General features: G+C 49.3%; 22 protein-coding genes. 19 read left to right on the forward strand and 3 right to left on the reverse strand.

The annotated features are described in order from the left end of the window. Position 1: 1 nt before the first annotated feature. Positions 2-349 (reverse strand): hypothetical protein, encoded by a 348-nt coding sequence (locus PaeBR_RS07345; RefSeq protein WP_410514197.1) that lies wholly within the window; start codon positions 347-349, stop codon positions 2-4. Next, on the reverse strand, positions 327-893 hold the full coding sequence (locus PaeBR_RS07350) for a serine hydrolase domain-containing protein (RefSeq protein WP_410515113.1): 567 nt from the start codon (positions 891-893) through the stop codon (positions 327-329). The genes PaeBR_RS07345 and PaeBR_RS07350 overlap by 23 nt, the downstream gene beginning before the upstream one ends. Positions 894-1,058: 165 nt before the next feature. Here PaeBR_RS07350 and PaeBR_RS07355 point away from each other — a divergent pair, with 165 nt between their 5' ends. From PaeBR_RS07355 to PaeBR_RS07370, 4 genes are all read left to right on the forward strand, one after another. After that, the gene (locus tag PaeBR_RS07355; protein WP_410514198.1) at positions 1,059-1,310 is read left to right on the forward strand and encodes an FAD/FMN-containing dehydrogenase; all 252 of its coding nucleotides are present in this window, start codon (positions 1,059-1,061) and stop codon (positions 1,308-1,310) included. Positions 1,311-1,374: 64 nt separating this feature from the next. Further along, on the forward strand, positions 1,375-2,091 hold the full coding sequence (locus PaeBR_RS07360) for a response regulator transcription factor (protein ID WP_410514199.1): 717 nt from the start codon (positions 1,375-1,377) through the stop codon (positions 2,089-2,091). Then, on the forward strand, positions 2,084-3,457 hold the full coding sequence (locus tag PaeBR_RS07365) for a sensor histidine kinase (RefSeq protein WP_410514200.1): 1,374 nt from the start codon (positions 2,084-2,086) through the stop codon (positions 3,455-3,457). The genes PaeBR_RS07360 and PaeBR_RS07365 overlap by 8 nt, the downstream gene beginning before the upstream one ends. A 151-nt stretch (positions 3,458-3,608) precedes the next feature. Further along, complete coding sequence (locus PaeBR_RS07370) at positions 3,609-5,960, forward strand: YcdB/YcdC domain-containing protein (protein WP_410514201.1); 2,352 nt, start codon at positions 3,609-3,611, stop codon at positions 5,958-5,960. A gap of 299 nt (positions 5,961-6,259) precedes the next feature. Here PaeBR_RS07370 and PaeBR_RS07375 read toward each other — a convergent pair whose 3' ends face one another. Beyond that, positions 6,260-7,087 carry a TerC family protein gene (locus tag PaeBR_RS07375; protein ID WP_410514202.1) on the reverse strand — a complete coding sequence of 276 codons (828 nt, stop codon included), beginning with the start codon at positions 7,085-7,087 and terminating at the stop codon, positions 6,260-6,262. 578 nt (positions 7,088-7,665) lie between these two features. Here PaeBR_RS07375 and nifB point away from each other — a divergent pair. The 15 genes from nifB to PaeBR_RS07450 all read left to right on the forward strand — a co-directional run bounded on the left by nifB (position 7,666) and on the right by PaeBR_RS07450 (position 24,819). Continuing rightward, positions 7,666-9,048, forward strand: a complete 1,383-nt coding sequence (nifB, locus tag PaeBR_RS07380; protein ID WP_410514203.1) for a nitrogenase cofactor biosynthesis protein NifB — start codon at positions 7,666-7,668, stop codon at positions 9,046-9,048. A 6-nt stretch (positions 9,049-9,054) separates the two neighbouring features. Beyond that, a complete protein-coding gene (nifH, locus tag PaeBR_RS07385; protein WP_410514204.1) occupies positions 9,055-9,921 on the forward strand; it encodes a nitrogenase iron protein in 867 nt (288 codons plus the stop codon). Positions 9,922-9,995: 74 nt separating this feature from the next. Further along, a complete protein-coding gene (gene nifD, locus PaeBR_RS07390) occupies positions 9,996-11,459 on the forward strand; it encodes a nitrogenase molybdenum-iron protein alpha chain (RefSeq protein WP_410514205.1) in 1,464 nt (487 codons plus the stop codon). Next, complete coding sequence (nifK, locus tag PaeBR_RS07395; protein ID WP_410514206.1) at positions 11,456-12,997, forward strand: nitrogenase molybdenum-iron protein subunit beta; 1,542 nt, start codon at positions 11,456-11,458, stop codon at positions 12,995-12,997. The genes nifD and nifK overlap by 4 nt, the downstream gene beginning before the upstream one ends. A gap of 289 nt (positions 12,998-13,286) precedes the next feature. Further along, complete coding sequence (gene nifE / locus PaeBR_RS07400) at positions 13,287-14,648, forward strand: nitrogenase iron-molybdenum cofactor biosynthesis protein NifE (RefSeq protein ID WP_410514207.1); 1,362 nt, start codon at positions 13,287-13,289, stop codon at positions 14,646-14,648. After that, positions 14,638-15,966, forward strand: a complete 1,329-nt coding sequence (gene nifN, locus PaeBR_RS07405) for a nitrogenase iron-molybdenum cofactor biosynthesis protein NifN (RefSeq protein WP_410514208.1) — start codon at positions 14,638-14,640, stop codon at positions 15,964-15,966. The genes nifE and nifN overlap by 11 nt, the downstream gene beginning before the upstream one ends. After that, the gene (gene nifX, locus PaeBR_RS07410) at positions 15,941-16,342 is read left to right on the forward strand and encodes a nitrogen fixation protein NifX (protein WP_410514209.1); all 402 of its coding nucleotides are present in this window, start codon (positions 15,941-15,943) and stop codon (positions 16,340-16,342) included. The genes nifN and nifX overlap by 26 nt, the downstream gene beginning before the upstream one ends. Beyond that, on the forward strand, positions 16,326-16,898 hold the full coding sequence (locus tag PaeBR_RS07415; protein WP_410514210.1) for a DUF269 domain-containing protein: 573 nt from the start codon (positions 16,326-16,328) through the stop codon (positions 16,896-16,898). The genes nifX and PaeBR_RS07415 overlap by 17 nt, the downstream gene beginning before the upstream one ends. A 38-nt stretch (positions 16,899-16,936) precedes the next feature. After that, positions 16,937-17,692 carry a HesA/MoeB/ThiF family protein gene (locus PaeBR_RS07420; RefSeq protein WP_410514211.1) on the forward strand — a complete coding sequence of 252 codons (756 nt, stop codon included), beginning with the start codon at positions 16,937-16,939 and terminating at the stop codon, positions 17,690-17,692. Further along, positions 17,689-18,831: a homocysteine methyltransferase gene (locus PaeBR_RS07425; RefSeq protein WP_410514212.1), complete on the forward strand. Its 1,143-nt coding sequence runs from the start codon at positions 17,689-17,691 to the stop codon at positions 18,829-18,831. The genes PaeBR_RS07420 and PaeBR_RS07425 overlap by 4 nt, the downstream gene beginning before the upstream one ends. A 253-nt stretch (positions 18,832-19,084) precedes the next feature. Continuing rightward, on the forward strand, positions 19,085-19,231 hold the full coding sequence (locus PaeBR_RS07430) for a hypothetical protein (protein WP_410514213.1): 147 nt from the start codon (positions 19,085-19,087) through the stop codon (positions 19,229-19,231). A 165-nt stretch (positions 19,232-19,396) separates the two neighbouring features. Next, on the forward strand, positions 19,397-21,088 hold the full coding sequence (locus tag PaeBR_RS07435) for a glycoside hydrolase family 13 protein (protein ID WP_410514214.1): 1,692 nt from the start codon (positions 19,397-19,399) through the stop codon (positions 21,086-21,088). Between the two features lie 150 nt (positions 21,089-21,238). Further along, on the forward strand, positions 21,239-21,976 hold the full coding sequence (locus tag PaeBR_RS07440) for a class I SAM-dependent methyltransferase (protein ID WP_410514215.1): 738 nt from the start codon (positions 21,239-21,241) through the stop codon (positions 21,974-21,976). Then, positions 21,973-22,998, forward strand: a complete 1,026-nt coding sequence (locus PaeBR_RS07445) for an MBL fold metallo-hydrolase (RefSeq protein ID WP_410514216.1) — start codon at positions 21,973-21,975, stop codon at positions 22,996-22,998. The genes PaeBR_RS07440 and PaeBR_RS07445 overlap by 4 nt, the downstream gene beginning before the upstream one ends. Positions 22,999-23,358: 360 nt before the next feature. Then, the gene (locus tag PaeBR_RS07450; protein ID WP_410514217.1) at positions 23,359-24,819 is read left to right on the forward strand and encodes a family 43 glycosylhydrolase; all 1,461 of its coding nucleotides are present in this window, start codon (positions 23,359-23,361) and stop codon (positions 24,817-24,819) included. Position 24,820: the final 1 nt, after the last annotated feature.

Below are 24,820 nucleotides of genomic sequence, written 5' to 3' on the forward strand. Positions count from 1 at the left end.
TTTAGTTTGGGATATAGCTTTTAACAAGGAGAGGCACGATGTATTCACGGAACACGTCGACAGGCGGGTTCTTCTTTTTAGTGTTTTTATCCGCAGTGATAACAACCACCAGTTCGCAGGACGGAACAACGATAATATATTGGCCGCCAAAACCCAGTGCAAAATGATAAGGGATTTCTGCTGCTTGCTCCGTTCCGGCAGAAAAGGAAGATATCCACCAGTGCCAGCCATAAAAGCCATGGTACGGCTTATCGGCCTCAATAACCGGAGTGGTGGAACGCAGTACGGTACCCGGAAGAAGGAGCTGTCGGCCCTCCCAGCTTCCTTTATGCAGGGTAGAGAAGGCCAAGCTTAGCCATATCCCATGGTTTTAAATACAGCCCGAAGCCTCCGGTATGAATGCCTTGCGGGTCCTTGTCCCAGCGATATCTCTCGATGCCGAGATACCGGAACAGCTGCTGCTCGGCGAATTCAGCTACAGATTGTCCGAAAGCCTGGCTCAATATCGCCGCTAACAACTGGGAACCTCCGGAATTGTATGCCATCACTGTTCCCGGAGACTCAGCCAGCGGCTGCGCCAGGACAAACTTCACCCAGTCCGTAGTCCGGGTCATCGTCGGAAAAGAATTTAACCCGCCGAACTCGTTCCACTGAAAGCCAGCTGTCATCGTTAACAAATGGGTGATCGTGATCTGACGCTTGCGTGTGTCGCTATCCTGGACCAGCTGTGGAAAAAATTCCAGAATCGGCGTATCCGGATGCGGTACGATATTTTTATCTATGGCAATGCTGATCAGCGCGGAGAGCACGCTTTTGGTGCAGGAATTGATTTTGCTAAGTTCATTTGCCGTGCGGGGTCCGCGGTAGTGCTCCAGTAAGGTTGCAGATTCCAGGTGTTTATGCCGTCCCCTCCTTGGTACTTGTTATCTTAGCTACATTATAAGCGCTATTAGTATAGCTTCGATCCCTAATCTTTATAACTTCTTCACAGGTTCCAAATTAGTTCTTCATATCCTTGGGTTATGCTAAGACCATAAGAAGAAGGAGGAGAAAAGACAATGAAGAAAGTATGGATAGGTGTTATTGCGCTGGTGATGGTTATGGGAATCGGGACGAGTGTGTACGCGGCTAGCCCTGATAAAGGGGAAAGCTTCTTCGAACGGATGCTGCCATTCGCGAAGCAAATGCATCCGGATTTGACCGACACTCAAATCAACGATATGTTGAATAACTGTCAATCGAATAACGGAAATGGTATGGGACAGATGATGAACAATTCCGGAAACGGCGGCGGCATGATGAATTTTTAATGAAAGCTTGATAAGATAGACCTCACAGGCAATGTGGAGGTCTATCTTTTTATATATTGAAGGGATGATGAAGGTGGATTCTGCAACAATTCTAATTGTGGATGATGAGAATGATATTCTTCAGGTGATCAAAGCCTATTTGCAGAAAAATAATTACATTGTGTATGAAGCGGATTCGGGAAAAGGAGCGCTGCAGCTCTTCGAGAACCTCCAGCCCGATCTGGTAGTGATCGATTTAATGCTGCCGGATATTTCCGGTGAAGAGGTATGCAGAACCATTCGGAAAACGTCAGATATTCCTATTTTAATGTTAACCGCCAAGAGCAGTGAGGACGACATCGTAAATGGTCTGCTAATTGGAGCGGATGACTATATCACGAAACCATTCAGTCCGCGGGAGCTGCTCGCCCGGATCATCAGTTTGCTGAGAAGATCGCACTTGCAGCCGAACCGGGAAGAGGAGCATGCGCTTGCTTTCGGAGGCGGGCGTTTATCCATAAATTCAGGGCTGCACGAGGTCAGGATGGATGGAGAGATCCTTTCTCTGACGCCGATTGAATTCAAGCTGCTTGAAATTCTGGCGCGTCATCCCAAGAGAGCCTTCAGCCGCTACGAATTAGTGAATCTGATACAGGGAGATGACTTTGAAGGCTTTGAACGGACTATTGATGTTCACATCAAAAATATAAGACAAAAAATCGGGGATGATCCCAAGCGACCCTCGTTTATTGCAACGGTTTTTGGAATCGGCTATAAATTTCAGGTAAGTGCAGATGAATAGAACCGGGCTGCGTAAAAAGCTGCTGTTATCGCACATGAGCGTGGCCTTTTGCTCGCTTCTGTTTATAATGCTGCTAGTAAACCTGGTCATGACTATAGCATTCGGAAAGTATGTCGAGAATCAGCAGAAAGCAGAAGCCGGATTTTTGATTGAAGACCTGAAAGCCTCCTATAACCCTGAGGGACATTGGCCAAGGAGCACATTTATGTCCGTATCCCATCAGGCCATGCAGCGCAGTTATTCTGTGAGTATCTATGATGCCGAAGGAAATCTTGTCTGGGATACTGGGAAGATGGGTATGGGTATGGGTATGGGTATGGGTATGGGTATGGGCATGGCAGTGCCTTCGACCGAAGGGGAGGTTGGCACCCGCTATGCGATCATGAAAGAAGGAGAAAAAATCGGGACGCTCGAAATGCAGGGGAAGAACGGGGCTTTGCTCGCGCAAAATCGTGATTTTTTGCAAATGTTTAACAGGTTATCCTGGGGAGCGCTTATTCTGGTGCTTGCAGCTGCATTCCTTTACAGCAGATTTATTGCTACTGGCATCAGCCGTCCCCTTGTTCAAATCAAGCAGATTGCGGTACGAATGAGGGAAGGGGAGTTAGCGGAACGGATCACTTTTACCGGGAATCACACGGAAATAGAAGAGGTCGGCTTGGCGCTTAACTACCTAGCGGATACGCTGCAGCAGCAGGAGAAAATGCGGAAGAATCTGACGGCGGACGTAGCCCATGAATTACGTACTCCGCTCACCACGATTCAAAGCCATATTGAAGCTTTCCAGGACGGTGTTTGGGAAGCAACGCCTGATAAATTGGAAGTCTGTCATCTTCAAGTCTTGCGGCTGGTCCAGCTCATTAATGATCTGGAGAAGCTTAGTGCTGCCGAGAATCCGATGATTCAGCTGCGTCAGCAAGACCTTTGCCTGAATAGGGTTATTAATGAGGCTATCGATTCTGTTGCCGACCGGTGGGATAGGCAGGACCTAGTATTGGATTTCCATGAGAATGGGAAACAGGTATACATGACAGGAGATTATGAACGTCTGTTCCAGGTATTTGTTAACTTGCTGAATAATGCCTATAAGTATACCAAGGAAGGCCGGATTGATGTGGAAATCACTGAGGAGCCTGCCTGGATCAAAGTCACAATTACCGATACTGGGATGGGAATAGCTTCTGAGGAATTACCGTTTATCTTTGAACGCTTTTACCGGGGGGAGAAATCACGCAACCGGAAAACCGGAGGGGCCGGCATCGGTCTTGCAATCGTGAAAGCGATTGTCGAAGCGCACGGCGGAAGGGTTAGGGTGCGAAGCACAATTAATGAAGGCTCTGTATTTAGCGTTCAGTTTCCCAAATGACGGGATATGGGGATATCCAGGCTCTTTTTCTCCTTTTAATGGGGAAAGAGGGCTTTTTATGATGTAATTTCCTGTCGTAAAGTAATTATGGAAAAATAATGAAATTAACTTTATAATTAGAAGAATCAAACGTTAGGGAGGATGAAATCTTTTGAAGAGCAATAGCACTCATTTCGTTCATCAGACAGCAAAAGCCGCATTAATCACTACAGTAGCACTGGCACTGCTGGTACCTTCAGGTCTTGCAGGAGCAGCATCCAAAAGCATAACGGCCACTGCATCTCCTTCTGCAGTCAGTGTTAAGCCATCATCATCAGAAGCATCTACAGCAGACCAAGCCAAAGTAAAATTTACCAAGGAACAGGCCATTGCCAAGCTGAAGGAATTGTTCCCCGTCCTAAAGGATGCCAGTGTATCCCACGTCGAGCTCGGCTCCAACAACAGCTATCCTGCTCCGGCGAATCAAATGGTCTGGAACATTCAGTGGGAATACCGGGTCGGTAATGGAGGGTACGGCTTTGGAAGTCAGGTTGACGCCATCACCGGGGATCTAATCAATACATATATCTCGTTCCCTCTTCTGGGCAATGAAAACTATTATCCGCCTAAGCTATCCCAGGATCAGGCCTTGGAAAAAGCGCAGGCCTTTGTTGCCAAAGCCGTTCCTTCCATTAAGAGCAGTGATCTGCAGGTGGATGACAATGGTGCCATCAATTTCAATAATGGAGCATTATTCGGCCCTGTTCAATATAACTTTAATTTCCGGCTCCTTAAGAATGGAATTCCATCTGCAGCGGATTCTATCATGGTCACTATAGATGGCAGCGGAAATGTGCTTCAATTCTACAAACAAGCAGAGAATCTGGTCTACCCTGCAGCACAGCCCAAAATCACTCAAGCTCAGGCTGAGAAGAAATTCACCGACAGTCTGGATATCGGACTTTATTATATTCCTGTATACAAAGGCGGAACGGTGAACAGCTGGATTCTGGGCTGGCGTCCGGTTGAGCAGGCTCTATATTCTATCGATGCATTGACCGGGAAGACTATGGATTATGCAGGAACAGTGTCCTCCTCTACACCTGTGACCTATGCGGATGTGCCGCAGGACAAGAATTATTTTAAGCCTAAAAGCTGGGGCAGAGAGCTTACCATGGAGGAAGCGTCCAAGCTGGTGAAGCTGGTTGCTACTATTCCGGCAGATCGAAAGCTGATCTCCAGTTCGCTGGGCAATGATTACCAGAATCCGGAACGGAAGCTCTGGAGATTGACTTGGGGAAAAAATAACGGTTACTCTGCCGGATATCCGCAACAATCCTATGCAGAGCTCGATGCAGAGTCTGGAGAAATACTGCGGTTTGAAGAGGAACAATTTAATTTTCAGGAAGGAACCAAGTCGCAGCCTGCTCCCGCTGGAGGCAAGAAGCTGACCCAGAAGGAAGCCAAGCAAAAAGCCTTGGCGCTTGTAAGCCGAATGTACGATAATGCAAGCAGCAGCCTGAAGCTTATGGAACGAGGAGGGGACTGGAGCGTTATACCGGGCGGTAAAGGATACCGTTATCAATTTGTCCGTTATTACAAAGGCATCCCTATAAGCGACAGCTTCGTTAACGTTAATCTGGATATATACGGCAGGCTGCAATCGTATAACTCTTACCGGATTTCGGGCATTGAGAAGATCACACAAGAGCCTGTTGCAACAATTACCAAGAAGGAAGCTCTGGAACAATATCTGGGCCAATATAAGGTGAAGCTCCAATATATCCGGATTGGCGGGTATACGATGGATAAGTCCTATATCACACCAAAAGTAAAGCTGGTATATTCCCCTATACCGGTTGATATTAAAAAGTCACAAGAGGTAATCGATGCAGTCACCGGGAAATTCGTTTCCATCTACGAGAACTTCGGACAGAAGGGATCGCCTGCGGCTGCGACCGACCTTAAAGGACACTCCGCGGAAAAAGAATTATCGGAGCTTGTAAAATATAATGTGCTGACCCCTGATGCCGATGGTAAAGTGAATCCGGATCAGGAAATAACCGTTGGTGATTGGCTTACATTTATCGTAAAAGCCTCGACACCGTATTATGAAGCTTATTATGGCGGTATGGAACGTAAAGCAATGGCAGGAATTAATCCTGAAAGTCCGTATTATAGCTTTGTCAGCTTTGCTGTTGAGCGCGGGTGGATCAGCAGAGATGCTGTAGTGCAAGCCGATAGCAAGCTCACCCGGGAACAACTCGCTGTCCTGCTGACCTCTTTTGTAAAATACAGCAAAATTTCAGTCTATCTGGAGAAAGATACAACTCTGAGCCAATTCAGTGATATCTCCTCCATTAGCAACAAGGGTGCCATTGCTGTTGCCGTGAAGCTGGGGCTGCTGGAGGGTGCAAACGGCAAGTTTAACCCGCAGCAGACAGTAACAAAGGCTGAGGCCGCTAAAGTCATCATGAAGCTGGTGGAGTTGCAAGGAAAAACGGACCAGACGATTGGTCAATAAGCCGCAATAGGTCGAAAACGTCAAGCAGCAAGTCCCCCATAACCGGGAGACTTGCTGCTTTTTAATTGCGAAAATAAATCGCCATCTGTATTTTGTAACCGTCACGCTGGAAGCAGCGGAGAGGACGGAACGATTGCGGAAAAGCGGCAGCGTTCGCCTTTGTATCCGAGTTTCGACCGTTTAGCGGTCATTCAGGAAACTTGGATACAACAGCGATTGTAGCAACGTTCCGTTCGCGGAGCGGCCGCTCAGAGCACCCAAATAAGATCTTACTCGCAAGGTGTCTTGAAAAATGAAATTTAATTTCCGAGCTGGTTATCCACTTCTCTAACCGGATTCTCGTCGACATTCTCTTCAATCTTATGGCTGCTCATCAACCAGCCAATGGCTGCGATGAGAACAAGTACAACGTAGAAGGTAACTTTCCACCAGGTGCTGTGCGCGAAGTCCTCGGACAGAACTCCAAGTGTTGGATGTGCCAAGGTAATAACGGCCAGCTTCACACCGACCCAGCCGACAATGAAGAAAGCGGCTACTTCAAGACCTGGACGGGTATGCAGCAGCTTGACGAAAAAGGAAGCCGCGAAACGCATAATGACCAGTCCGATAAATCCTCCGGCGAAAATGACCAGGAATTGTCCTCCATCAAGTCCCCCGATCTGAGGAAGTCCGCTTTCCGGGAGAGCAACGGCCAGAGCAACCGCCGCAAGGATGGAATCGACGGCAAAAGCGATATCTGCAACTTCTACCTTAAACACGGTAAACCAAAAGCTGGATTTCTTTTTATCAACGGCGGCTTCTGTTCCGCTTTCGGCTGCTTCTTCCGTAACCGGCTTCTTGAAGAGCAGTTTCCGGAAGATATGGTTTCCGGCGATAAATAATAAATAGATGGCACCTATGGCTTGTACCTGCCAGATGTCAACCAGGTAGGAGATGACAAACAGTGAACCGAAACGGAACACAAACGCCCCGGCCAATCCGTAAAAAAGTGCCTTTTTTCTTTCCTCATCAGGAAGGTGCTTCACCATAATTGCTAAAACCAGTGCGTTATCTGCGGCGAGCAGCCCCTCAAGTGCTACAAGAACGAGCAATACCCATCCATACTCCAATAATAATCCTAAATCCATTTGTTACTTCCTCCCCTTTTTGCGAATGAATACCCTAAGCAGGATATTTGCTTACTGATATGATGACCAATTTTATATAAAAAAGACCTTTACCAAACAAATCAGCCTTTGGAATAAAGGACTAACTTGATTGGTAAAGGTCTCGCTAACAATAATGAATTGCCAATAAAGCCGGAGAATATCCTCATATTCTCGTATTGACGACTTTATTTAACAGCTACTCCCCTTTACGGGATATATTCAATTTTAGTATTTGCGGGATTGCTTACAAATTATCATATAGGAGTTGAGAGTCATTGTCAATCACACAATTCGTTATTATAGGCTTTAGTCTATTGCAGAATGTGACCTGTGGAAACGGAAACATGATAACTATAAGTCAGTAAACCTTACATATACTATGACGAAACTGCAAACAAAAGGAAATTGAGTGCTTTTTTGCTTGAATATTAATTGACGATACCCCGGTATGAAAATATGATGTAACTAATCAAAGCGAGTCAAGCAATGTACATGTTAGAAAACATGACGTTGTGAATGTCCGCTAGGTAAGTATAACTTTTTAGGAGGTGGGAACAATGGAGCCGCTGCTATCGTCGTCATGTCTATCAAAAGAAGCAGAAGAGGAGATTAGCCGCCACCCTTGCTACAGCGAGGAAGCCCACCGTTATTTTGCCAGGATGCACATCCCGGTCGCTCCCGCCTGTAATATCCAGTGCAATTACTGCAACCGCAAATTCGACTGTGTGAATGAAAGCCGGCCGGGTGTTGTCAGTGAGGTGCTTACTCCATCCCAGGCAGAGCACAAGGTAAAAGGGGTCGCTGCACAATTAATGCAGCTATCGGTTATAGGTATTGCCGGTCCAGGCGATCCGCTGGCCAACCCGGAAAAAACGTTCGATACGTTCGAAAGGGTCAAGAACCATGTGCCCGATGTAACTCTTTGCTTAAGTACAAACGGTTTGACGCTTTACAGGCATATTGATCAAATCGTGGAGCTGGGCATCCGACATGTAACGATTACCATTAACGCTATCGACCCGGAGGTCGGCCGTGAAATTTACCCTTGGGTGTTCGATGAGGGAGTGCGGTACGAAGGAAGAGAGGCAGCGGAACTGCTGATTAGCCGTCAGCTTCAGGGTCTGGAGCTGCTTGCAAAGCAGGGAATTCTTGTTAAGGTCAATTCGGTGATGATTCCGGGTGTCAACGACCAGCATCTTCCTGAAGTCTCCAAAAGAGTTAAAGAGCTCGGGGCCACACTGCACAATGTAACACCGCTGATTATCGCACCAGGCAGCCAGTATGAAAAGGATGGCCGTAAAGCCCCTCGTCCAAAGGAGCTTCACAATCTTCAGGAGATTCTGGGCCGTGACGGCATGAAGGTCATGCGCCACTGCCGCCAGTGCCGTGCCGATGCGATCGGCCTGCTCGGTCAAGATCGTAACCAGGATTTTGTTCTGGAAAAGATGGAGGCGGAGCCGGTAATAAATGAAGCCGCCCGGGCTGAATTCCAGAGTGAGCTTGACGGCAAGATCCGGCAGCGCATAAAGGCAAAGCAGCAAAGGCGAAACAGCCTTCAAGAAGGTGGACACACGACGAGGGTCGCTGTTTCCACAAGAGGCGGAGACAAGGTCAATCAGCATTTTGGCCATGCCACAGAATTCATGGTTTACGACACCGATGGAGTGAATGTAAAACTGCTGGGTGTCCGAAAGATACAGGCTTATTGTCATGGCAAAGCCGACTGCAACGGTGACAAAGACGCTACTTTAAAGGAGATATGCTCCATATTAAGTGATTGCCGCATTCTTCTTTGCTCCGGTATCGGAGATGCGCCGCGTGCAAGCCTGAACAAACTCGGTATTTTGCCTCTCGTCCGCAAGGGCGGGATTGAAGAAATGATTCTCGAAAGTGTGAAGTACAGCTCTTATTTTGAAAATATAAACATTTCGAAGGGATGATGAAACATGAGACAAATAGCTTTCTACGGTAAAGGCGGTATCGGTAAATCGACAACTTCACAGAACACTCTGGCTCAACTGGCAACAAAATTTGGACAAAAAACAATGATCGTAGGCTGTGACCCTAAAGCGGACTCCACGCGGTTGATCTTGAACACTAAAGCTCAAAACTCGGTGCTTCAATTGGCCGCAGAAAGAGGAACAGTAGAGGATTTGGAGCTTGAGGATGTAGTTCAATTAGGATACGGCGATATTCTTAACGTAGAATGCGGCGGACCTGAACCGGGTGTAGGCTGCGCAGGCCGCGGAATTATTACAGCCATCAACTTTCTGGAACAGCAAGGTGCTTATGAAGGACTTGATTTTGTATCTTATGACGTACTCGGCGACGTTGTATGCGGCGGTTTCGCAATGCCGATTCGTGAGAATAAAGCACAGGAAATCTATATCGTATGTTCCGGTGAAATGATGGCCATGTACGCTGCCAACAATATCGCCCGCGGTATTTTGAAATATGCCAACAGCGGCGGTGTAAGATTGGGCGGACTGATCTGCAACAGCCGTAACACGGACCGTGAGGATGAGCTCATCATGGAGCTGGCCCGCCGTCTGAATACGCAAATGATTCACTTCGTGCCGCGTGACAACGTTGTTCAGCACGCTGAACTTCGCAGAATGACAGTAGCTCAATATAACCCGGGGCATGCTCAAGCTAGAGAATATGAAATCCTGGCAGAGAAAATTCTGAACAACAAAATGATGACGGTCCCTACCCCGATCACAATGGAAGAACTGGAAGATCTGCTGATGGAATTCGGTGTTATTGAGGATGAAGAGACTGCCATCAAAAAACTGCAAGCCGCTGGCCAATAATTAGGATCGTCCGGTGAACGGGAGTGGAGAGACGGCCGTTCACCGGATGGGTTCAGTGAAAAGGAGGGTCCATCATGGGATTGGATATTGAAGCAAATAAAAAAATTATTGAAGAGATGCTTGAGGCCTACCCGGAGAAAGCGCGGAAGGACCGCGAAAAGCATTTTGAAGTCAATAACGAAGAACTTATGAATTGCGGTAAATGCTCGATTAAATCGAATATGAAATCCCGTCCTGGCGTTATGACCCAACGGGGATGTGCTTATGCCGGTTCCAAGGGCGTTGTATGGGGCCCGATCAAAGATATGGTTCATATCAGCCATGGTCCGGTGGGCTGCGGACAATATAGTTGGGGTACACGCCGCAACTATGCGAACGGTACACTGGGTATCGATAATTTCACCGCTATGCAGGTTACCAGTGATTTTCAGGAAACGGATATTGTATTCGGCGGGGATAAGAAGCTGGAAGTCATTTGCCGTGAGATCAAGGAAATGTTTCCGCTGGCAAAAGGGATTTCGATTCAATCGGAGTGTCCTGTCGGTCTGATTGGAGACGATATTGAAGCGGTATCCAAAAAAATGTCTGCTGAGCTTGGTATACCTATCATTCCGGTTCGCTGTGAAGGCTTCCGCGGTGTCAGCCAATCGCTGGGTCACCATATCGCCAATGATGCAATCCGCGATTTCCTGATGGGCAAGAGAGAGCTTGCCGAGTGCGGTCCTTATGATATCAATATTATCGGGGACTATAACATTGGCGGCGATGCATGGGCCTCCCGTATTTTATTGGAGGAAATGGGCTTGCGTGTAATTGCCCAATGGTCCGGTGACGGTACGATTAACGAATTGGCCATTGCCCATAAGGCTAAGCTGAACCTGATCCACTGCCACCGTTCGATGAACTATATGGTAACAACGATGGAGAAGGAATATGGTATTCCTTGGATGGAGTACAACTTCTTCGGACCTACGAAAACGGCTGAAAGTCTGCGGGCCATTGCTGCCCTGTTTGATGAGCATATTCAGGAAAACTGCGAGAAATTGATCGCTAAATATACGCCGCAAATGGATGCGATTATCTCCAAATTCAAACCGCGTCTGGAAGGCAAGAAGGTCATGCTGCTGGTCGGCGGTCTGCGCGCCCGTCATACTCTCGGTGCTTACGAGGATCTGGGTATGGAAGTTGTGGCTACAGGTTATGAGTTCGCCCATAAGGATGATTATGAGAAGACTTTCCCTGAACTTCCGGAAGGAACGATCATTTACGACGATCCAACGGCCTACGAGCTGGAAGAGCTTGCTCAAAGACTCGACATTGATTTGATGGGCTCGGGCGTAAAAGAAAAGTATGTGTACCATAAGATGGGTATCCCTTTCCGCCAGATGCATTCATGGGATTATAGCGGTCCGTATCATGGGTATGACGGCTTCAAGATTTTTGCCAAGGATATGGATATGACGATTAACAGCCCTGTGTGGAATTTGATTAAGCCGGGCAAAACAGAATCACTCCATAAAGAGGAGGCGGGCGTATGAAAGACAAACTAGAAATCCCTGACCATAATTCGTTATTTAAGTCCGAACCCTATGTTAAGCAACGCGAAGGAAAAAAAGCATTCGAGGCTCCATGCAGCGAGCAGGAAACTGCGGAAGCCCTGGCATATTCGAAATCGTCAGAATACAAGGACAAGAACTTTGCCCGCCAATCATTGGTTGTTAATCCGCATAAGGCCTGTCAGCCGCTAGGAGCACTTATGGCTGCGCTCGGATTTGAGAAAACATTGCCGTTTATTCACGGATCCCAAGGCTGTACCGCCTATTTCCGCAGTCATTTGAGCCGTCACTTCAAGGAGCCGGCACCGGCTGTCTCCTCCTCCATGACTGAGGATGGTGCCGTGTTCGGCGGAATGAGCAACCTCATTGACGGTCTTGAGAATAGTGTTGCTCTCTATAAACCGGAGATGGTTGCTGTATCGACAACCTGTATGGCTGAGGTTATCGGGGATGATCTGCAGGCTTTTATCTCCAATGCCCGCCAGAAAGGCGCCGTCTCGGAAGAGCTGCCTATACCGTATGCGAATACACCAAGCTTTTCGGGCTCCCATATTACAGGTTATGATTCTATGCTGAAGTCAATCATCAGCACACTTTATAACCGTTCCGGCATTCAGGCTGCTCCTGGCAGCGGGGAAACCACTGGAGAAAAGCTGAATGTAATATTAGGCTTTGAGCCTTATACCGGAAATTTTGCGGAGGTTCGCAAAATCCTGGCCGCTTTTGACACGGAGTACACCTTCCTGGGTGACCATAGCGGTAACTTTGATTCACCAGCTACAGGAGAATACTCCTATTATTACGGTGGTACGAAGCTTGAGGATGTACCGAAAGCGGCAAATGCCCTGGGTACACTTTCGTTGCAGAAATATTCAGTCAAGAAGACGATGGAATATATCAAAGGCACGTGGAAGCAGCAGACGGTATCCATGTCGACACCCATTGGGATCACCGCGACCGACCGATTGGTCGAAGCAATTAGCGAGCTTACAGGACTTCCAGTTCCCGCCGAGCTCGTTGATGAGCGTGGCCGTATAGTAGATGCTTTGACAGACAGCCATCCTTACCTGCACGGTAAACGTGTTGCTTTGGTAGGGGACCCGGATTTGTTGATGGGTCTGATTGAGTTCTGTCTGGAAACCGGAATGGAGCCTGTTCATATCATTTGCTCTAACGGAGATAATGGTTTTAAAGAAGAAGCAGAGGCTTTGCTTGCGGCCAGCCCATATGGCGCTGAAGCAACGGTCTATATCGGCAACGATTTGTGGCATATGCGTTCCTTGCTGATTGATAATCCTGTGGATCTCGCTGTCGGAAGCTCCCATCTGAAATACGCCGCCAAAGACGCCGGTGTACCGCTGATTCGAGTAGGCTTCCCAGTTTTTGACCGCCATCATTTGCACCGTTATCCTATCATTGGTTACCAAGGCGCTTTGAATCTGCTAACAACCATAGTTAACACTATCCTGCAAAATTTGGACGAGGACTCTTCCGGCTTCAACCATGATCTTGTGCGTTAGTAAAAAAGCGGTGTGAGCGGCTTAAAACTCTGGTGTACTCATAGGGTTGAGTGAGCCGTAAGGGTTGGTCGTTATGTTGAGAAACGAGTGATTCATTGAGCGAAGCGGGCGGAATTGTCTTGGAGGAGCGGTAGCGTCCGCCTTTGTTCCCGGATTTCAACCGTGTAACGGTTAGATCAGGAAATCTGGGAACAACAGCGGCCGGAAGGACAATCCGCCAGTGAAGCGTGACATGAATCACCTTTATCTAGGTAAGGAGCATTCAGTTACAGCGAGGGAGGTAGTGCCGATGGAGCCCATTCGAAAAGATGAGTTTGAAGCGAAAGATTGCGGGAGCCTGACTCCCAAATCCAAGCCCTGTCCTAGGCCCAAGCCGGGCGAGGCGGCTGGAGGCTGCTCCTTCGACGGAGCCCAGATTACCCTGCTTCCGATTATGGATGCCGCACATCTTGTACACGGCCCCATCGCCTGTGCCGGCAACAGCTGGGAGAGCCGGGGTACCCTTACAAGCGGTCCTTCACTCTCTCAATACGGCTTTGCTACGGACCTGAACGATACCGACATTATTTTTGGCGGAGAAAGAAAATTGAAAGAAAGTATTGACTATATTGCCGGGCGCTTTGCGCCTCCGGCAATATTTGTATATTCGACGTGTGTAACAGCGCTGATCGGTGAGGACATGGATGCGGTATGCAAAGAGGCGTCCGGACGTCTTGGCATTCCGGTTATTCCTGTCAACAGCCCCGGCTTTGTGGGCAGCAAGAATCTGGGCAACCGGCTTGCGGGAGAAGCGTTGCTTCAATATGTAATTGGAACAGGGGAGCCGGAACAGGAAATTCCGCTAGGTGTGAATCTGATCGGAGAGTACAACATCGCCGGTGAGATGTGGGATATCGAGAAGCTGATGAACGGTGCAGGGATTACACTCATGTCACGAATAACAGGTGATGCCAGATACAAGGAGATCACGTGGGCGCATCGGGCCAAGGTGAACATGGTTGTATGCAGCCGCGCACTGCTGGGTTTGGCCAAGGAAATGGAGTCCCGATACAATATCCCCTATTTTGAAGGCTCATTCTATGGGGCTAAGGAAACGACTTATTCCTTGCGCCAAATGGCGTTTCTGCTGAACGACCGGGAGATGGAGCGCAGGGTAGACCGATTGACTGAGCGTGAAGAGAGCCGGCTGCTTCATGATTTGCGGCCTTACCGCAAAATCCTGAAAGGGAAAAAGGCGGTGCTCTATACCGGTGGCGTCAAAAGCTGGTCGATTATATCCGCACTCAAGGAGCTGGGTATCCAGGTAGTGGGTGTCGGAACGAATAAAAGCACAGATGATGATGTAGCGAGAATTGCCGAACGAGTAGGCGACGATACCGAATATATTCCGGAGGGCGGAGCCAGCCGTATTCTCAAAACTGTAAAAGAGCGTAAAGCCGATATTATGATTGCCGGCGGGCGAAACATGTATGTGGCCATGAAAGAACAGATTCCATTCGTGGATATCAATCAGGAACGGCATAGAGCTTATGCAGGATATGAAGGTTTGCTGCGGCTTGCAAAAGAATTAACCTATTCGCTTGCAAACCCGATCTGGAAGCTTGCTTCAAGTCCTGCCCCTTGGGATAAGGAGGTGCCTTATGACCGTTAACAAAAGGATCAAGCCCACCTCTGTCAATCCGCTCAAAATTGGGCAATCACTTGGTGGTGTGCTGGCGCTGCAGGGCTGTTACCGGTCAATGCCGGTTATTCACGGCTCGCAGGGCTGTTCTGCTTTTCCCAAAGCATTATTAACTCGTCATTTCCGGGAACCGATCGCGGTACAGACCTCAGCTCTGCAGGAGATGGATGTCATTTTTGACGCCAATCGCAATTTGGAAGAGGCGCTGAACTCCGTACTGACTAAGCACCGTCCCGACATTATTGGGATTATCGGCACGGAACTGACGGATGTTGCCGGGGTCGATTATCAGTCGATGCTGAAAACCTACAAAAGGGAGCGGAACATGCGCGGCGGTCTCGCCTTTGCGGTGACACTGCCCGATTTCCGCGGGTCCCTGGAATCAGGCTTTAGCGGGACAGTGGAGGCGATGGTGGATGAATTGATTCAGCAGGCTGGAAACCGGGGCTCAAGAAGTGTGAACTCCCGTCAGATTACACTGCTGCCTGGATCATTTCTAACACCTGGCGATGTGATGGAACTGAAGGAAATGATCGCCGCCTTTGGGTTTGAAGTTATAGCTGTACCGGACATTTCAACCTCGCTATCGGGTCATTTGTTGACCGGATTCTCACCGCTGACAAGGGGTGGTGTGCCACTGGATTCCATGCTGCAAAGTCTGCAATCCGGGCTTACCATTGCTATTGGCGGAAGTATGGAGCGTCCGGCAAGAAGGCTGCATAATGCACTGGGCACACCCTATAAAGTGTTTCAGGGAGCCATGGGGCTTAAGGCTTCTGATGAACTGCTGCATTTTCTGCATCAAATTAGTGGTGAACCCGTGCCGCTTCGTTATTGCTGGCATCGTGAGAACCTGCTGGACAGTATGCTGGACGCCCATTTTCAGTTCGCGGGGATGTCCGTATTGGCTGCGCTGGAGCCAGACCATTTGTACTCTGTTTCTCAGTGGCTGGATGAGCTCGGTGTGGAGCAGAAGGCGCTGCTCACTTCCTGTGACACTCCGGTAGTATCGGGAATGGAGCGGGAGGTCTGGATAGGCGACCTCGATGATGCGGAAGTGTTGGGGAAAGGCGCGGATTTATGGATCGGCAGCTCCCATGGTATGGCCGGAGCGGAGCGAATCGAAGCTGCATTTATGCCGGCGGGTTTTCCGGTGTGGAACGAACTTGGAGCCTACATGTCAACCTCGGTGGGTTACCGGGGGGCAATGGAATGGACAAATAAAGCAGGTAATTTGTTAATGCGAAGGGAGGCGGAGCGTCGTGAAAGTAGCGTTCGCAACAGATGATGGAATCAGAGTGAATGCCCATTTCGGGCAAAGTCCGATGTTCGCTGTTTATAATGTCACAAAAAGTGGGGGGGAGCTTCTGGAACTGCGTAAGCTGCCGGAAATTCTAAACCAGGATGAAGCAGGCAGGATTGACAGCCGTCTGGAGGCGGTTAGCGATTGCACACTTATTTTTATCATGCAGATTGGCGCTTCTGCTGCCGCTCGGGTGACTCGTCGCAAGATTATGCCTGTGAAGGTGCAGTTTGGCAGCCCGATAGATGATCAGGTGAAGCGGCTCGTTGAAATGCTCCAGGGTAAGCCGCCGTTATGGCTGGCCAAGGTACTTCGTGCAGAAGAAGACGAAGGGGGAGAGTCGGATGGAACCCATGGCTAAAGAAGATATTGCGCCGGTGGGAAGGATTGTTCCGGAAGGGGCGGCGATTAAACGTCGCACCCGCACGGCGGGCAATGAGCCGGAGCTGGATAAAGAGATGGTAGAGGCCTTTACTCGCCGCTTATGTAATCTTTTGGATACCGAAGATTTCTTTGGGCGATACGCTACTCTTTCCTCGCAGGAGAAGATAGCAACCTTATTTCTGGCTTCTCCGGAAGACAAAAATCAATCCGATTTCAACTGCGCCGTCTCTCCTAAGGTAAGGCTGCAGGTACCGTTGTTATTTCAGGCAGTAGCAGGAGTCATGGAGGAAAAAAGCGGAGCGATTATCCAGAGTGCGGCCGAGATCAATGGTGAAGGGTTTGGCCGGGCGTTGCTGTACACTGGACGGATTATTCTAGTCTTGAAGAGCCTGCGGGCAGGCTTTCCCTTCCCATTCACTTCGGAGGATAAGGCCATTCGGTATGGTGTGGCCTGCGTGGAGGAAGGGCTTGCCTTTTTGGATAAATATAATGCCATGACAGCTCTTCATGGCTCGTTTAGCCTGGAGGGTTAAATTCGGATTCATCATATCAGTCACAGGGGGAAAACGGGATGGAGCAGCAGCTTGCCGGAGGTTTGGAACTGGAACGGTATGCCCGGCAGTTGAAGCTGCTCGGAGAGAGCGGACAGAAGGCACTGAAGGAAGCGACGGTCATGATTGCCGGAATTGGCGGTCTGGGCGGAACGGCTGCATTATATTTGGCAGCTGCAGGAATTGGTAAGCTTATTTTGGCCCATGAGGGTATTATCCTCCCGCCGGATCTGAACCGGCAAATTTTAATGGATAGTGATCATTTAGGCATGGAGCGGATGAGTACGGCGGTTCAGCAGCTTAAACGTCTGAATCCAAATGTTGAAATTGAAGGCTATAACTCTAAAATTGAATATAAAAAAGCAAGACCTTGGATAGAGAAAGCCGATATCGTTATCGACGCACGTTATGATTTTCCGGAGAGATACGAGTTAAACCGTCTTTGTGTAGAAACCGGAACGCCTATGGTAGAGGCGGCGATGTATGGCTTTGAAATCTCTCTTACGACAATGATTCCCGGGTTAACTCCCTGTCTGGAATGCCTTTATCCGGACAATCAGCCCGAGTGGGAGCCGTTTGGATTTCCAGTTTTGGGTGCTACCTCCGGTATTGCGGGTTGTCTGGCAGCTCTGGAAGCCGTAAAATGGATTACAAGGGTAGGGACGACTTATGCGGGCGTAATGCATCGCTTCAACTCACTCGATTTCGCCTGTTATAGCGTCCGAATTACCCGTAATCCGAATTGCGCTTGCTGCGGAGAAGGAGGTAAACCGTGAAAAGTCTCAAGCTATGTGACACGACACTCAGGGATGGTGAACAGGCGGCTGGAGTTTCATTCACGAGGGCAGAAAAGCTGGAAATCGCAAAGTTGCTGTCGGAGAGCGGAGTAGAGCAAGCAGAGGTAGGCATTCCTGCCATGGGCAGGAGGGAACAGGAGGATATCGCGGCGATTGCCGAGCTGGGTCTGCCCATGAAGATGATGACCTGGAATCGTGCTATGGTAAGCGATATCGACAAAGCCTGGAATACCGGGGTGAACTGGAGTCATGTGTCCATTCCGGTCTCGGAAATTCAGCTGCGCGGCAAGCTGGGGCTCTCCCCGGCAGAAGGTCTGACCAAATTGCAGCGTGCGGCCGAATATGCTTTGCGGCTGGGCATGACGGTGTCGGTAGGAATGGAGGATTCGTCCCGTGCAAGCATGGAGTTCCTGGTGGAATTGGTCAACTCGTTGTATAAGGAAGGCATCCGCTGGTTTCGTTATGCGGATACCGTATCTGCCCATCATCCGGGCCAAATGGCTGAGCGGGTCAGTACCCTGCTTGGAGCTGTACCTGCGGACGTAGAACTGGAGGTACACTGCCATAATGATTTTGGGCTGGCTGTTGCCAATACGCTGAGCGGAATTGCCGCCGGGGCGACCTGGGCAAGTACTACGATTGCAGGTATAGGTGAGCGTACCGGTAATGCGGCGATGGAGGAAGTGGCACTGGCCTGGCGTTATCTCTACGGTGGACAATGTGCGGTCCGTCCGGAAATGCTGAAGAGGCTGGCCGATAAGGTCATTGCGGCCTCCGGGCGCAATGTAGGCGACGCCAAGCCTATTGTAGGCCAGCTGGCTTTTACGCATGAGTCGGGCATTCATGTAGATGGGCTGATGAAAGATACGGCGACTTACCAAACCTTCGATCCGTCTGAAGTCGGGAGGGAGCACCGTTTCGTTCTCGGCAAGCATTCCGGAAGCGGTAGTGTAGCCCATGTACTGGGTAAGCTGGGTCTGGAGGCCAACCCCGATACGGTAGCACGACTGCTTGATCGCGTCCGGGAATATGCCGAGGTCTATAAGGATAACGTTCCGGAATCATTGTTAGTAGAATGGTTAATGGAGGAGAATGCGCAGACCCGGGATGTTGTGTAGATCTCGCGGAACGTATACAATGGATATTTGATTGAATATACAGGGACCGGTTGCAGGAGAAGTATGACTCCTGCGAACCGGTCCCTTTTTTAATGGACAGATTGCAGGAATCACAAATAGTGTTTGACAAAATGTTGCATGCGGGTTTACGCGGATTCGAGCCGTTGGGCGGACTGAGTGAATTAGACTAATAAGTGGACACGGTAAATAGAACCCATGGATAATAGAATAAATCCCAGAAGAGGTGGTAACCGTGGCCGAACGTCAACGTTACAATAAAGAATTTATAGAACAAACGGTAAAATACATCCAAGAGCAGCAGAAGTCCATGGCGGACATTGCAGAAGAACTGAACACCGTAAAGGTACAAAAGCGGCACCAGCAAAAAAGCGGGGAATAAAGCAAGCTGCAATGTCACGGTAATGGGTGATTTCAGGCGAGAGCCACAAAGTTTGCAACTCTAAAAACAGAAGTGGGGCAAAGAAAGGCCATTTGTTATCCCTTTGGTTCTGTGTGGTTAAGATATATTTATGTGTCCTATACAGCACACAAGGAGGCAGCGAAAATGAACCCGAAATGGTGGAAAGAAAGCGTCGTGTACCAGATTTACCCGATCAGCTTCAAGGACAGCAACGGAGACGGGATCGGAGATCTGAGAGGGATTATTTCCAAGCTGGACTATCTGCAGGATCTTGGTGTGGATGTAATCTGGGTATGTCCTATATACAAATCGCCGAATCATGATAACGGCTACGATATTAGCGATTACTGCGACATTATGAAGGAATTCGGGACGATGGATGATTTTGACCGGCTGCTGCGCGATATGCACTCACGCGGTATGAAGCTGATGATGGACCTGGTGCTGAATCATACCTCCCACCAGCATCCCTGGTTTATCGAGTCCAGACGTTCCAAGGACAATCCGAAGCGCGACTATTATATTTGGAAAAAAGGCAAAAACGGAGGGCCGCCCAACAATTGGGAATCTTATTTCAGCGGCTCGGTGTGGGAGCTGGATCCGGAAACAGATGAGTACTATCTGCATCTTTATTCCAAATTTCAGCCGGACCTGAACTGGGAGAACCCGGTTGTGATTGATAAGCTGCACGAAATGGTACAGTGGTGGCTGAAAAAAGGCGTGGACGGCTTCCGCTTCGACGCCATTGCCCATATCGTTAAAACCGTGGGATATCCCGATGCGCATAATCCGGGGGGAACACAAACTGTGAGGGCTTATGAAATGTTTTCTAATCTGGAAAACGTTCATACGCTGCTGCAAAATCTGCATGATCAGGTGCTGTACTATTATGACATTATGACGGTCGGGGAAACCTCTGGACTTGGGCCGGAGCAGGCACTCGATTATGTCGGGGATGGACGCCGGGAGCTGAATATGACCTTCCAGTTCGAGCATATGTTTCTGGATGCAGCATCAGCGGGCAGCGGGAAGTGGGATGTCGTACCATGGAGTCTCTTGGACCTGAAAAAAATCATCAGCAACTGGCAGATCGTCCTCCACAATCGAGGCTGGAATGCCAACTATTTATGCAACCATGATCAACCGCGGTCGGTATCCCGGTTCTGCAACGATCTCTTTTACCGGATCCCTTCGGCTAAAATGCTGGCGACCTTTATTCATATGCTGGAAGGCACCCCCTATATTTATCAGGGAGAAGAAATCGGAATGACCAACGTTGCCTTTGAGTCCATAGATGATTACCGGGACGTAGAGACGCTGAATTACTATGAAGAGAAGCGCCGAAACGAAATTCCTGAAGAGGAAATCATGGCGGCGATCCATAAAAAAAGCAGGGACAACGCCCGCACGCCGATGCAGTGGGATAATGGCGACGAAGGCGGGTTCACAAGCGGTGTTCCGTGGATCAAGGTAAACTCTAATTATATGGAAGTCAACGCAGCCCATGCGATAAAAGATCCGGATTCAATTTATCATTATTATAAAAAGCTGATTTCCCTTAGAAAAAAACACAAGGTGATCGTCTATGGCGAATATGGGCTCCTGCTGCCGGAGGATCCGGAAATTTATGCTTTTACCCGGACGCTTGAGGACCAGCGGCTGCTGGTGATCCTGAATTTTTTTGACCGGGAACCTGTGTGCGAATTGCCCCGGGAGATCCTAACGAGCGGTATGGAACTGTTAATTTCCAATTATGAGCCGCAAAAAGAAGAGGATGTAGGCCAATTGAAGCTGCGTCCTTACGAAGCGCGGGTATATTTACAGCAATTGACCTAAAGACTCGGCAAAAGGGTTGTCATAAAGTCTAAAATATGGCGGAATGGCAACTCTTTTTTGAGTTTGTCCGTAAAAGGCGGTACAATTAGCGTTACATTTATATACATAGAGAAGTGTGACAGGGAGCGGCCTGCGGAGGGAGAAAAGAACATGAGTGAATGGTATGAAGAGAGTTTTGGAGAAGATTACCTGGTCGTATACAGACACCGGGATTTCGGGGGAGCCAGACGCGAGGTAGAGCGGATGATCGGCTGGCTGGATTTACCTCCGGGTGCCAAGGTGCTGGATCTATGCTGCGGCATGGGGCGCCATTCGCTGGCGCTCTCGGAATCGGGCTACGAGGTAACCGGTGTGGATTTGTCGGAGGCGCTTCTCCGGGAGGCGCGTGCACAAGAGGGATCGGGACAGGTGACCTGGCTGCGATCCGACATGAGAAAACTGCCGTTAACCGGAGACTTCAACGCAGTGGTGAACCTGTTCACCTCCTTCGGGTATTTCGAGGAAGATGAGGAGCAAATCAAGGTGCTGCGTGAAATCGGGCGCATGCTGAAGCCAGGCGGGAAATTCATCATTGATTTCCTGAATCCTGCACATGTGATCCGGCATTTGGTGCCTCATTCCACCCGCGAAGATGCAGACAATCTGATTGACGAACAACGGCGGATTGAGGATGGGTATGTGAAGAAGGATATCATCCTTACCTCCAAAGCGGACGGAACACCCCGTCATTACCATGAGCGTGTGAAGCTGTATTCCCTAGAGCAATTTCAGGCCATGATTGCAGAAGCGGGTCTTCGCCTGGAAGCGGTGCACGGCAGCTACGATGAGGGTCCCTATATCTCGGAATCATCAACCCGAATGATATTCAGAGGAATCAAGCCCGCATGACCGCAGGTAAAAGAGAGCAGGATGTGGGTGTCCTGAGGATGGCTGATATCACTTCATGGGAGGGGAATATTCTTCAGGTTTCGATTCCTATGATGCCTCCGCTGCGCCGGGTGAACAGCTATGTCCTGCCGGATAAGACCGGCAAGTTGACCATCATTGATCCCGGGCCCCGGACGTTGGAATCGGAGAAGGCATGGGAGGGCGTACTTCAGGAGCTTGGAATATCCTGGAGCAGGGTGCGGAATATCGTCGTGACTCATCACCATCCCGACCATTACGGACTCGCAGGCTGGATGCAGACTCGCTGTGGCTGCACGGTATGGATGTCGGAGCGGTCGCATGTTGAAGCGAGGCTGATGTGGGGTGAGGGAGCAGGGATGGATGAAGCTCTGCCTGTTTTCTTTGCCCGGCACGGGATGCCGGAACGTTGGACAAGCCAAATCAGGGAGCATCTGGACAGCTTTCTCCCTCAAGTGTCTCCCCAACCGGAAGTTAGCTTTATCGATGTTAACGTTCCCTTTCACATGGGGGACCGGGAATGGCTGCCGCTGGAAACCGGCGGTCATGCGCCGGGACACCTGTCCTTTTATCACAAGGATAGCGGGCAAATGTTATGCGGCGATGCCGTATTGCCGCTAATTTCACCGAACGTCAGCCTCCTGCCGGGCAGTGACCCCCAGCCGCTTCTAACCTTTATGGAGGATCTCCGGAAGCTGCTACATTATAGTGTCAGCCTGGCGTTTCCTGGACACCGGGAGCCTTTTAGCGGATTTACTGCCCGTATCGAGGCTCTGCTACGGCATCATGAAGAGCGATTAGAAACAGTGGAGGCCTTGCTGTCCGAAGGACCGCTTACCGGTTATGAGCTATGTGAAGTGCTCTTCCGCGGCCGGGTAGACGGCATTCACCAGCTTCGCTTCGCAATGAGTGAAACACTGGCACATGCGGCGGAGCTGGTGCGTCGGGGTCATGTCAAAGAACTGGAGTCCGGCGGGATAATCCGGTATCATAACCTTGATTAAGATATTAAAATGTCCAGACTGATTCCAAGACTATGACCAAAGAACAATTGATTGAAGCGCCAAGAGCTTGTTATAGGCATTTAGAAAAAGAACGGCTGACTCCATGAATAATGGCGTCAGCCGTTCTATGTTTAGAATTACCAACTTGGCTCCTGGTTGCCGAAAGTATCCATTAACTTGTTTTACAATCTCACTTAAATGCCAAACTTAAATTCTTGGTTAACTGAAGAGGCAATGAATAGTCTTTTCATTAAATTAGGAAAACAAAAAATATTGAACATATGACAAAGAAGTTAGAATTTAAAGCGTTTTCAATTTCTTTTATAATCAAGTTAACATAAAAGAAAGGGGTTACAAACATTGACTAACTTGTTTTACAAGCCGGTTGGGGCTTGGGTGGGAGACCTCATCCCCTTTTACAAAGACGGTACCTTCCGTTTGTTCTATCTTCATGATTGGAGGGAGAACAAGAAAATTCATGGAGAAGGAACCTCTTGGTTCGAGCTCCGCACAAGCGATTTCGTGCACTACGAAGAAAAAGGCGAAATGCTGATGCATGGAAGCGTGAGTGAGCAAGACATGAACTGTTATACCGGCTCCATCATCGAAGCCGAAGGAGAATACCATCTGTTCTACACTGGCCTCAATCCGCACCCGGAATTCGTGGAAGACGGCGTACCGCTCCAATGCATCATGCACGCCGTGAGCACGGATATGGAATCGTGGCGGAAAATTCCCGAAGACACCTTCTATTCGGACGGAATTCAATACGAAAGACATGACTGGCGGGATCCCTTCGTGTTCTGGAACGAAGAGGCGGGAGAGTATTGGATGCTTCTCGCAGCAAGGAACAAAGAGGGTACGTCCCGGCGTCGGGGGAGCATCGGATTGTGCGCTTCCAAGGATCTTAAGAAATGGGAAATCCGTAAACCTTTCTGGGATCCGAAAATGTACGTGACACACGAATGCCCGGACTTGTTCCGGATCGGAGAATGGTGGTATCTGGTTTACTCTACGTTCTCGGACCGGTTCGTCACCCATTACCGCATGAGCAAATCGCTCAGCGGACCTTGGACGGCGCCGAGAAACGACGCGTTTGACGCCAGAGCTTTCTATGCCGCAAAAACATGGAGTGACGGAAACAAGCGGTACGCTTTCGGCTGGGATCCCAGCAAGGAAAACGAGGACGATTACGCAGATTGGGAATGGGCCGGTAATTTGGTCGTACACGAAGTCGTTCAAGAACCGGATGGAACGTTAACGGTTCGCATACCTGAGACCGTTTCCCATCATTTCGCTAAAAAGCAGGCTGCCGAGTGGGGTTCACGGCTTGGGGATTGGAAGGAGTCAGAGGGACGCATAACTACGGCGGCTAACGAAACATTCTCTTGCATATCAGCCGGCTCCATGCCCGAAACTTGCAAAATTTCGGCCCGGCTGTCCTTCTCCGAAGGGACCAGAAGCTGCGGCATCATGCTTCGCGTAAGCGAGGATCTAGATGAAGCCTATTACATTCGCCTTGAACCGATTCATAACCGTCTCGTATTCGACATGTGGCCCCGTCGGGTGAAGGGCGAGGCGCAATGGCACATCGAAGGAGACCGTCCACATGCGGTAGAGTTGGAAGTGCCGATAGAATTACAAGCTGGTACGGCTTACGATATCAAGATCGTTGTGGAGAATTCCGTTTGCGTCGTATACTTGGCCGATCAGGTCGCCATGACGACACGTCTGTATAATTTGAAAACCGGCAACTGGGGTTGCTTTGTCCAGGAAGGCCGAGCGCAATTCGAACAGGCATCCATTTCAATTCCCAACTAAC

It is taken from the genome of Paenibacillus sp. BR2-3, assembly GCF_046529485.1.
GTDB lineage: Bacteria > Bacillota > Bacilli > Paenibacillales > Paenibacillaceae > Paenibacillus_AQ.

Bases quoted from the DNA above. Each gene is read 5' to 3' on its own strand.
- PaeBR_RS07355 (WP_410514198.1), top strand. From the start codon at position 1,059: ATGAAGAAAGTATGGATAGGTGTTATTGCGCTGGTGATGGTTATGGGA.
- PaeBR_RS07360 (WP_410514199.1), top strand. From the start codon at position 1,375: ATGATGAAGGTGGATTCTGCAACAATTCTAATTGTGGATGATGAGAAT.
- PaeBR_RS07365 (WP_410514200.1), top strand. From the start codon at position 2,084: ATGAATAGAACCGGGCTGCGTAAAAAGCTGCTGTTATCGCACATGAGC.
- PaeBR_RS07375 (WP_410514202.1), bottom strand. From the start codon at position 7,087: ATGGATTTAGGATTATTATTGGAGTATGGATGGGTATTGCTCGTTCTT.
- nifB (WP_410514203.1), top strand. From the start codon at position 7,666: ATGGAGCCGCTGCTATCGTCGTCATGTCTATCAAAAGAAGCAGAAGAG.
- nifH (WP_410514204.1), top strand. From the start codon at position 9,055: ATGAGACAAATAGCTTTCTACGGTAAAGGCGGTATCGGTAAATCGACA.
- nifD (WP_410514205.1), top strand. From the start codon at position 9,996: ATGGGATTGGATATTGAAGCAAATAAAAAAATTATTGAAGAGATGCTT.
- nifK (WP_410514206.1), top strand. From the start codon at position 11,456: ATGAAAGACAAACTAGAAATCCCTGACCATAATTCGTTATTTAAGTCC.
- nifE (WP_410514207.1), top strand. From the start codon at position 13,287: ATGGAGCCCATTCGAAAAGATGAGTTTGAAGCGAAAGATTGCGGGAGC.
- nifN (WP_410514208.1), top strand. From the start codon at position 14,638: ATGACCGTTAACAAAAGGATCAAGCCCACCTCTGTCAATCCGCTCAAA.
- PaeBR_RS07415 (WP_410514210.1), top strand. From the start codon at position 16,326: ATGGAACCCATGGCTAAAGAAGATATTGCGCCGGTGGGAAGGATTGTT.
- PaeBR_RS07420 (WP_410514211.1), top strand. From the start codon at position 16,937: ATGGAGCAGCAGCTTGCCGGAGGTTTGGAACTGGAACGGTATGCCCGG.
- PaeBR_RS07435 (WP_410514214.1), top strand. From the start codon at position 19,397: ATGAACCCGAAATGGTGGAAAGAAAGCGTCGTGTACCAGATTTACCCG.
- PaeBR_RS07440 (WP_410514215.1), top strand. From the start codon at position 21,239: ATGAGTGAATGGTATGAAGAGAGTTTTGGAGAAGATTACCTGGTCGTA.
- PaeBR_RS07445 (WP_410514216.1), top strand. From the start codon at position 21,973: ATGACCGCAGGTAAAAGAGAGCAGGATGTGGGTGTCCTGAGGATGGCT.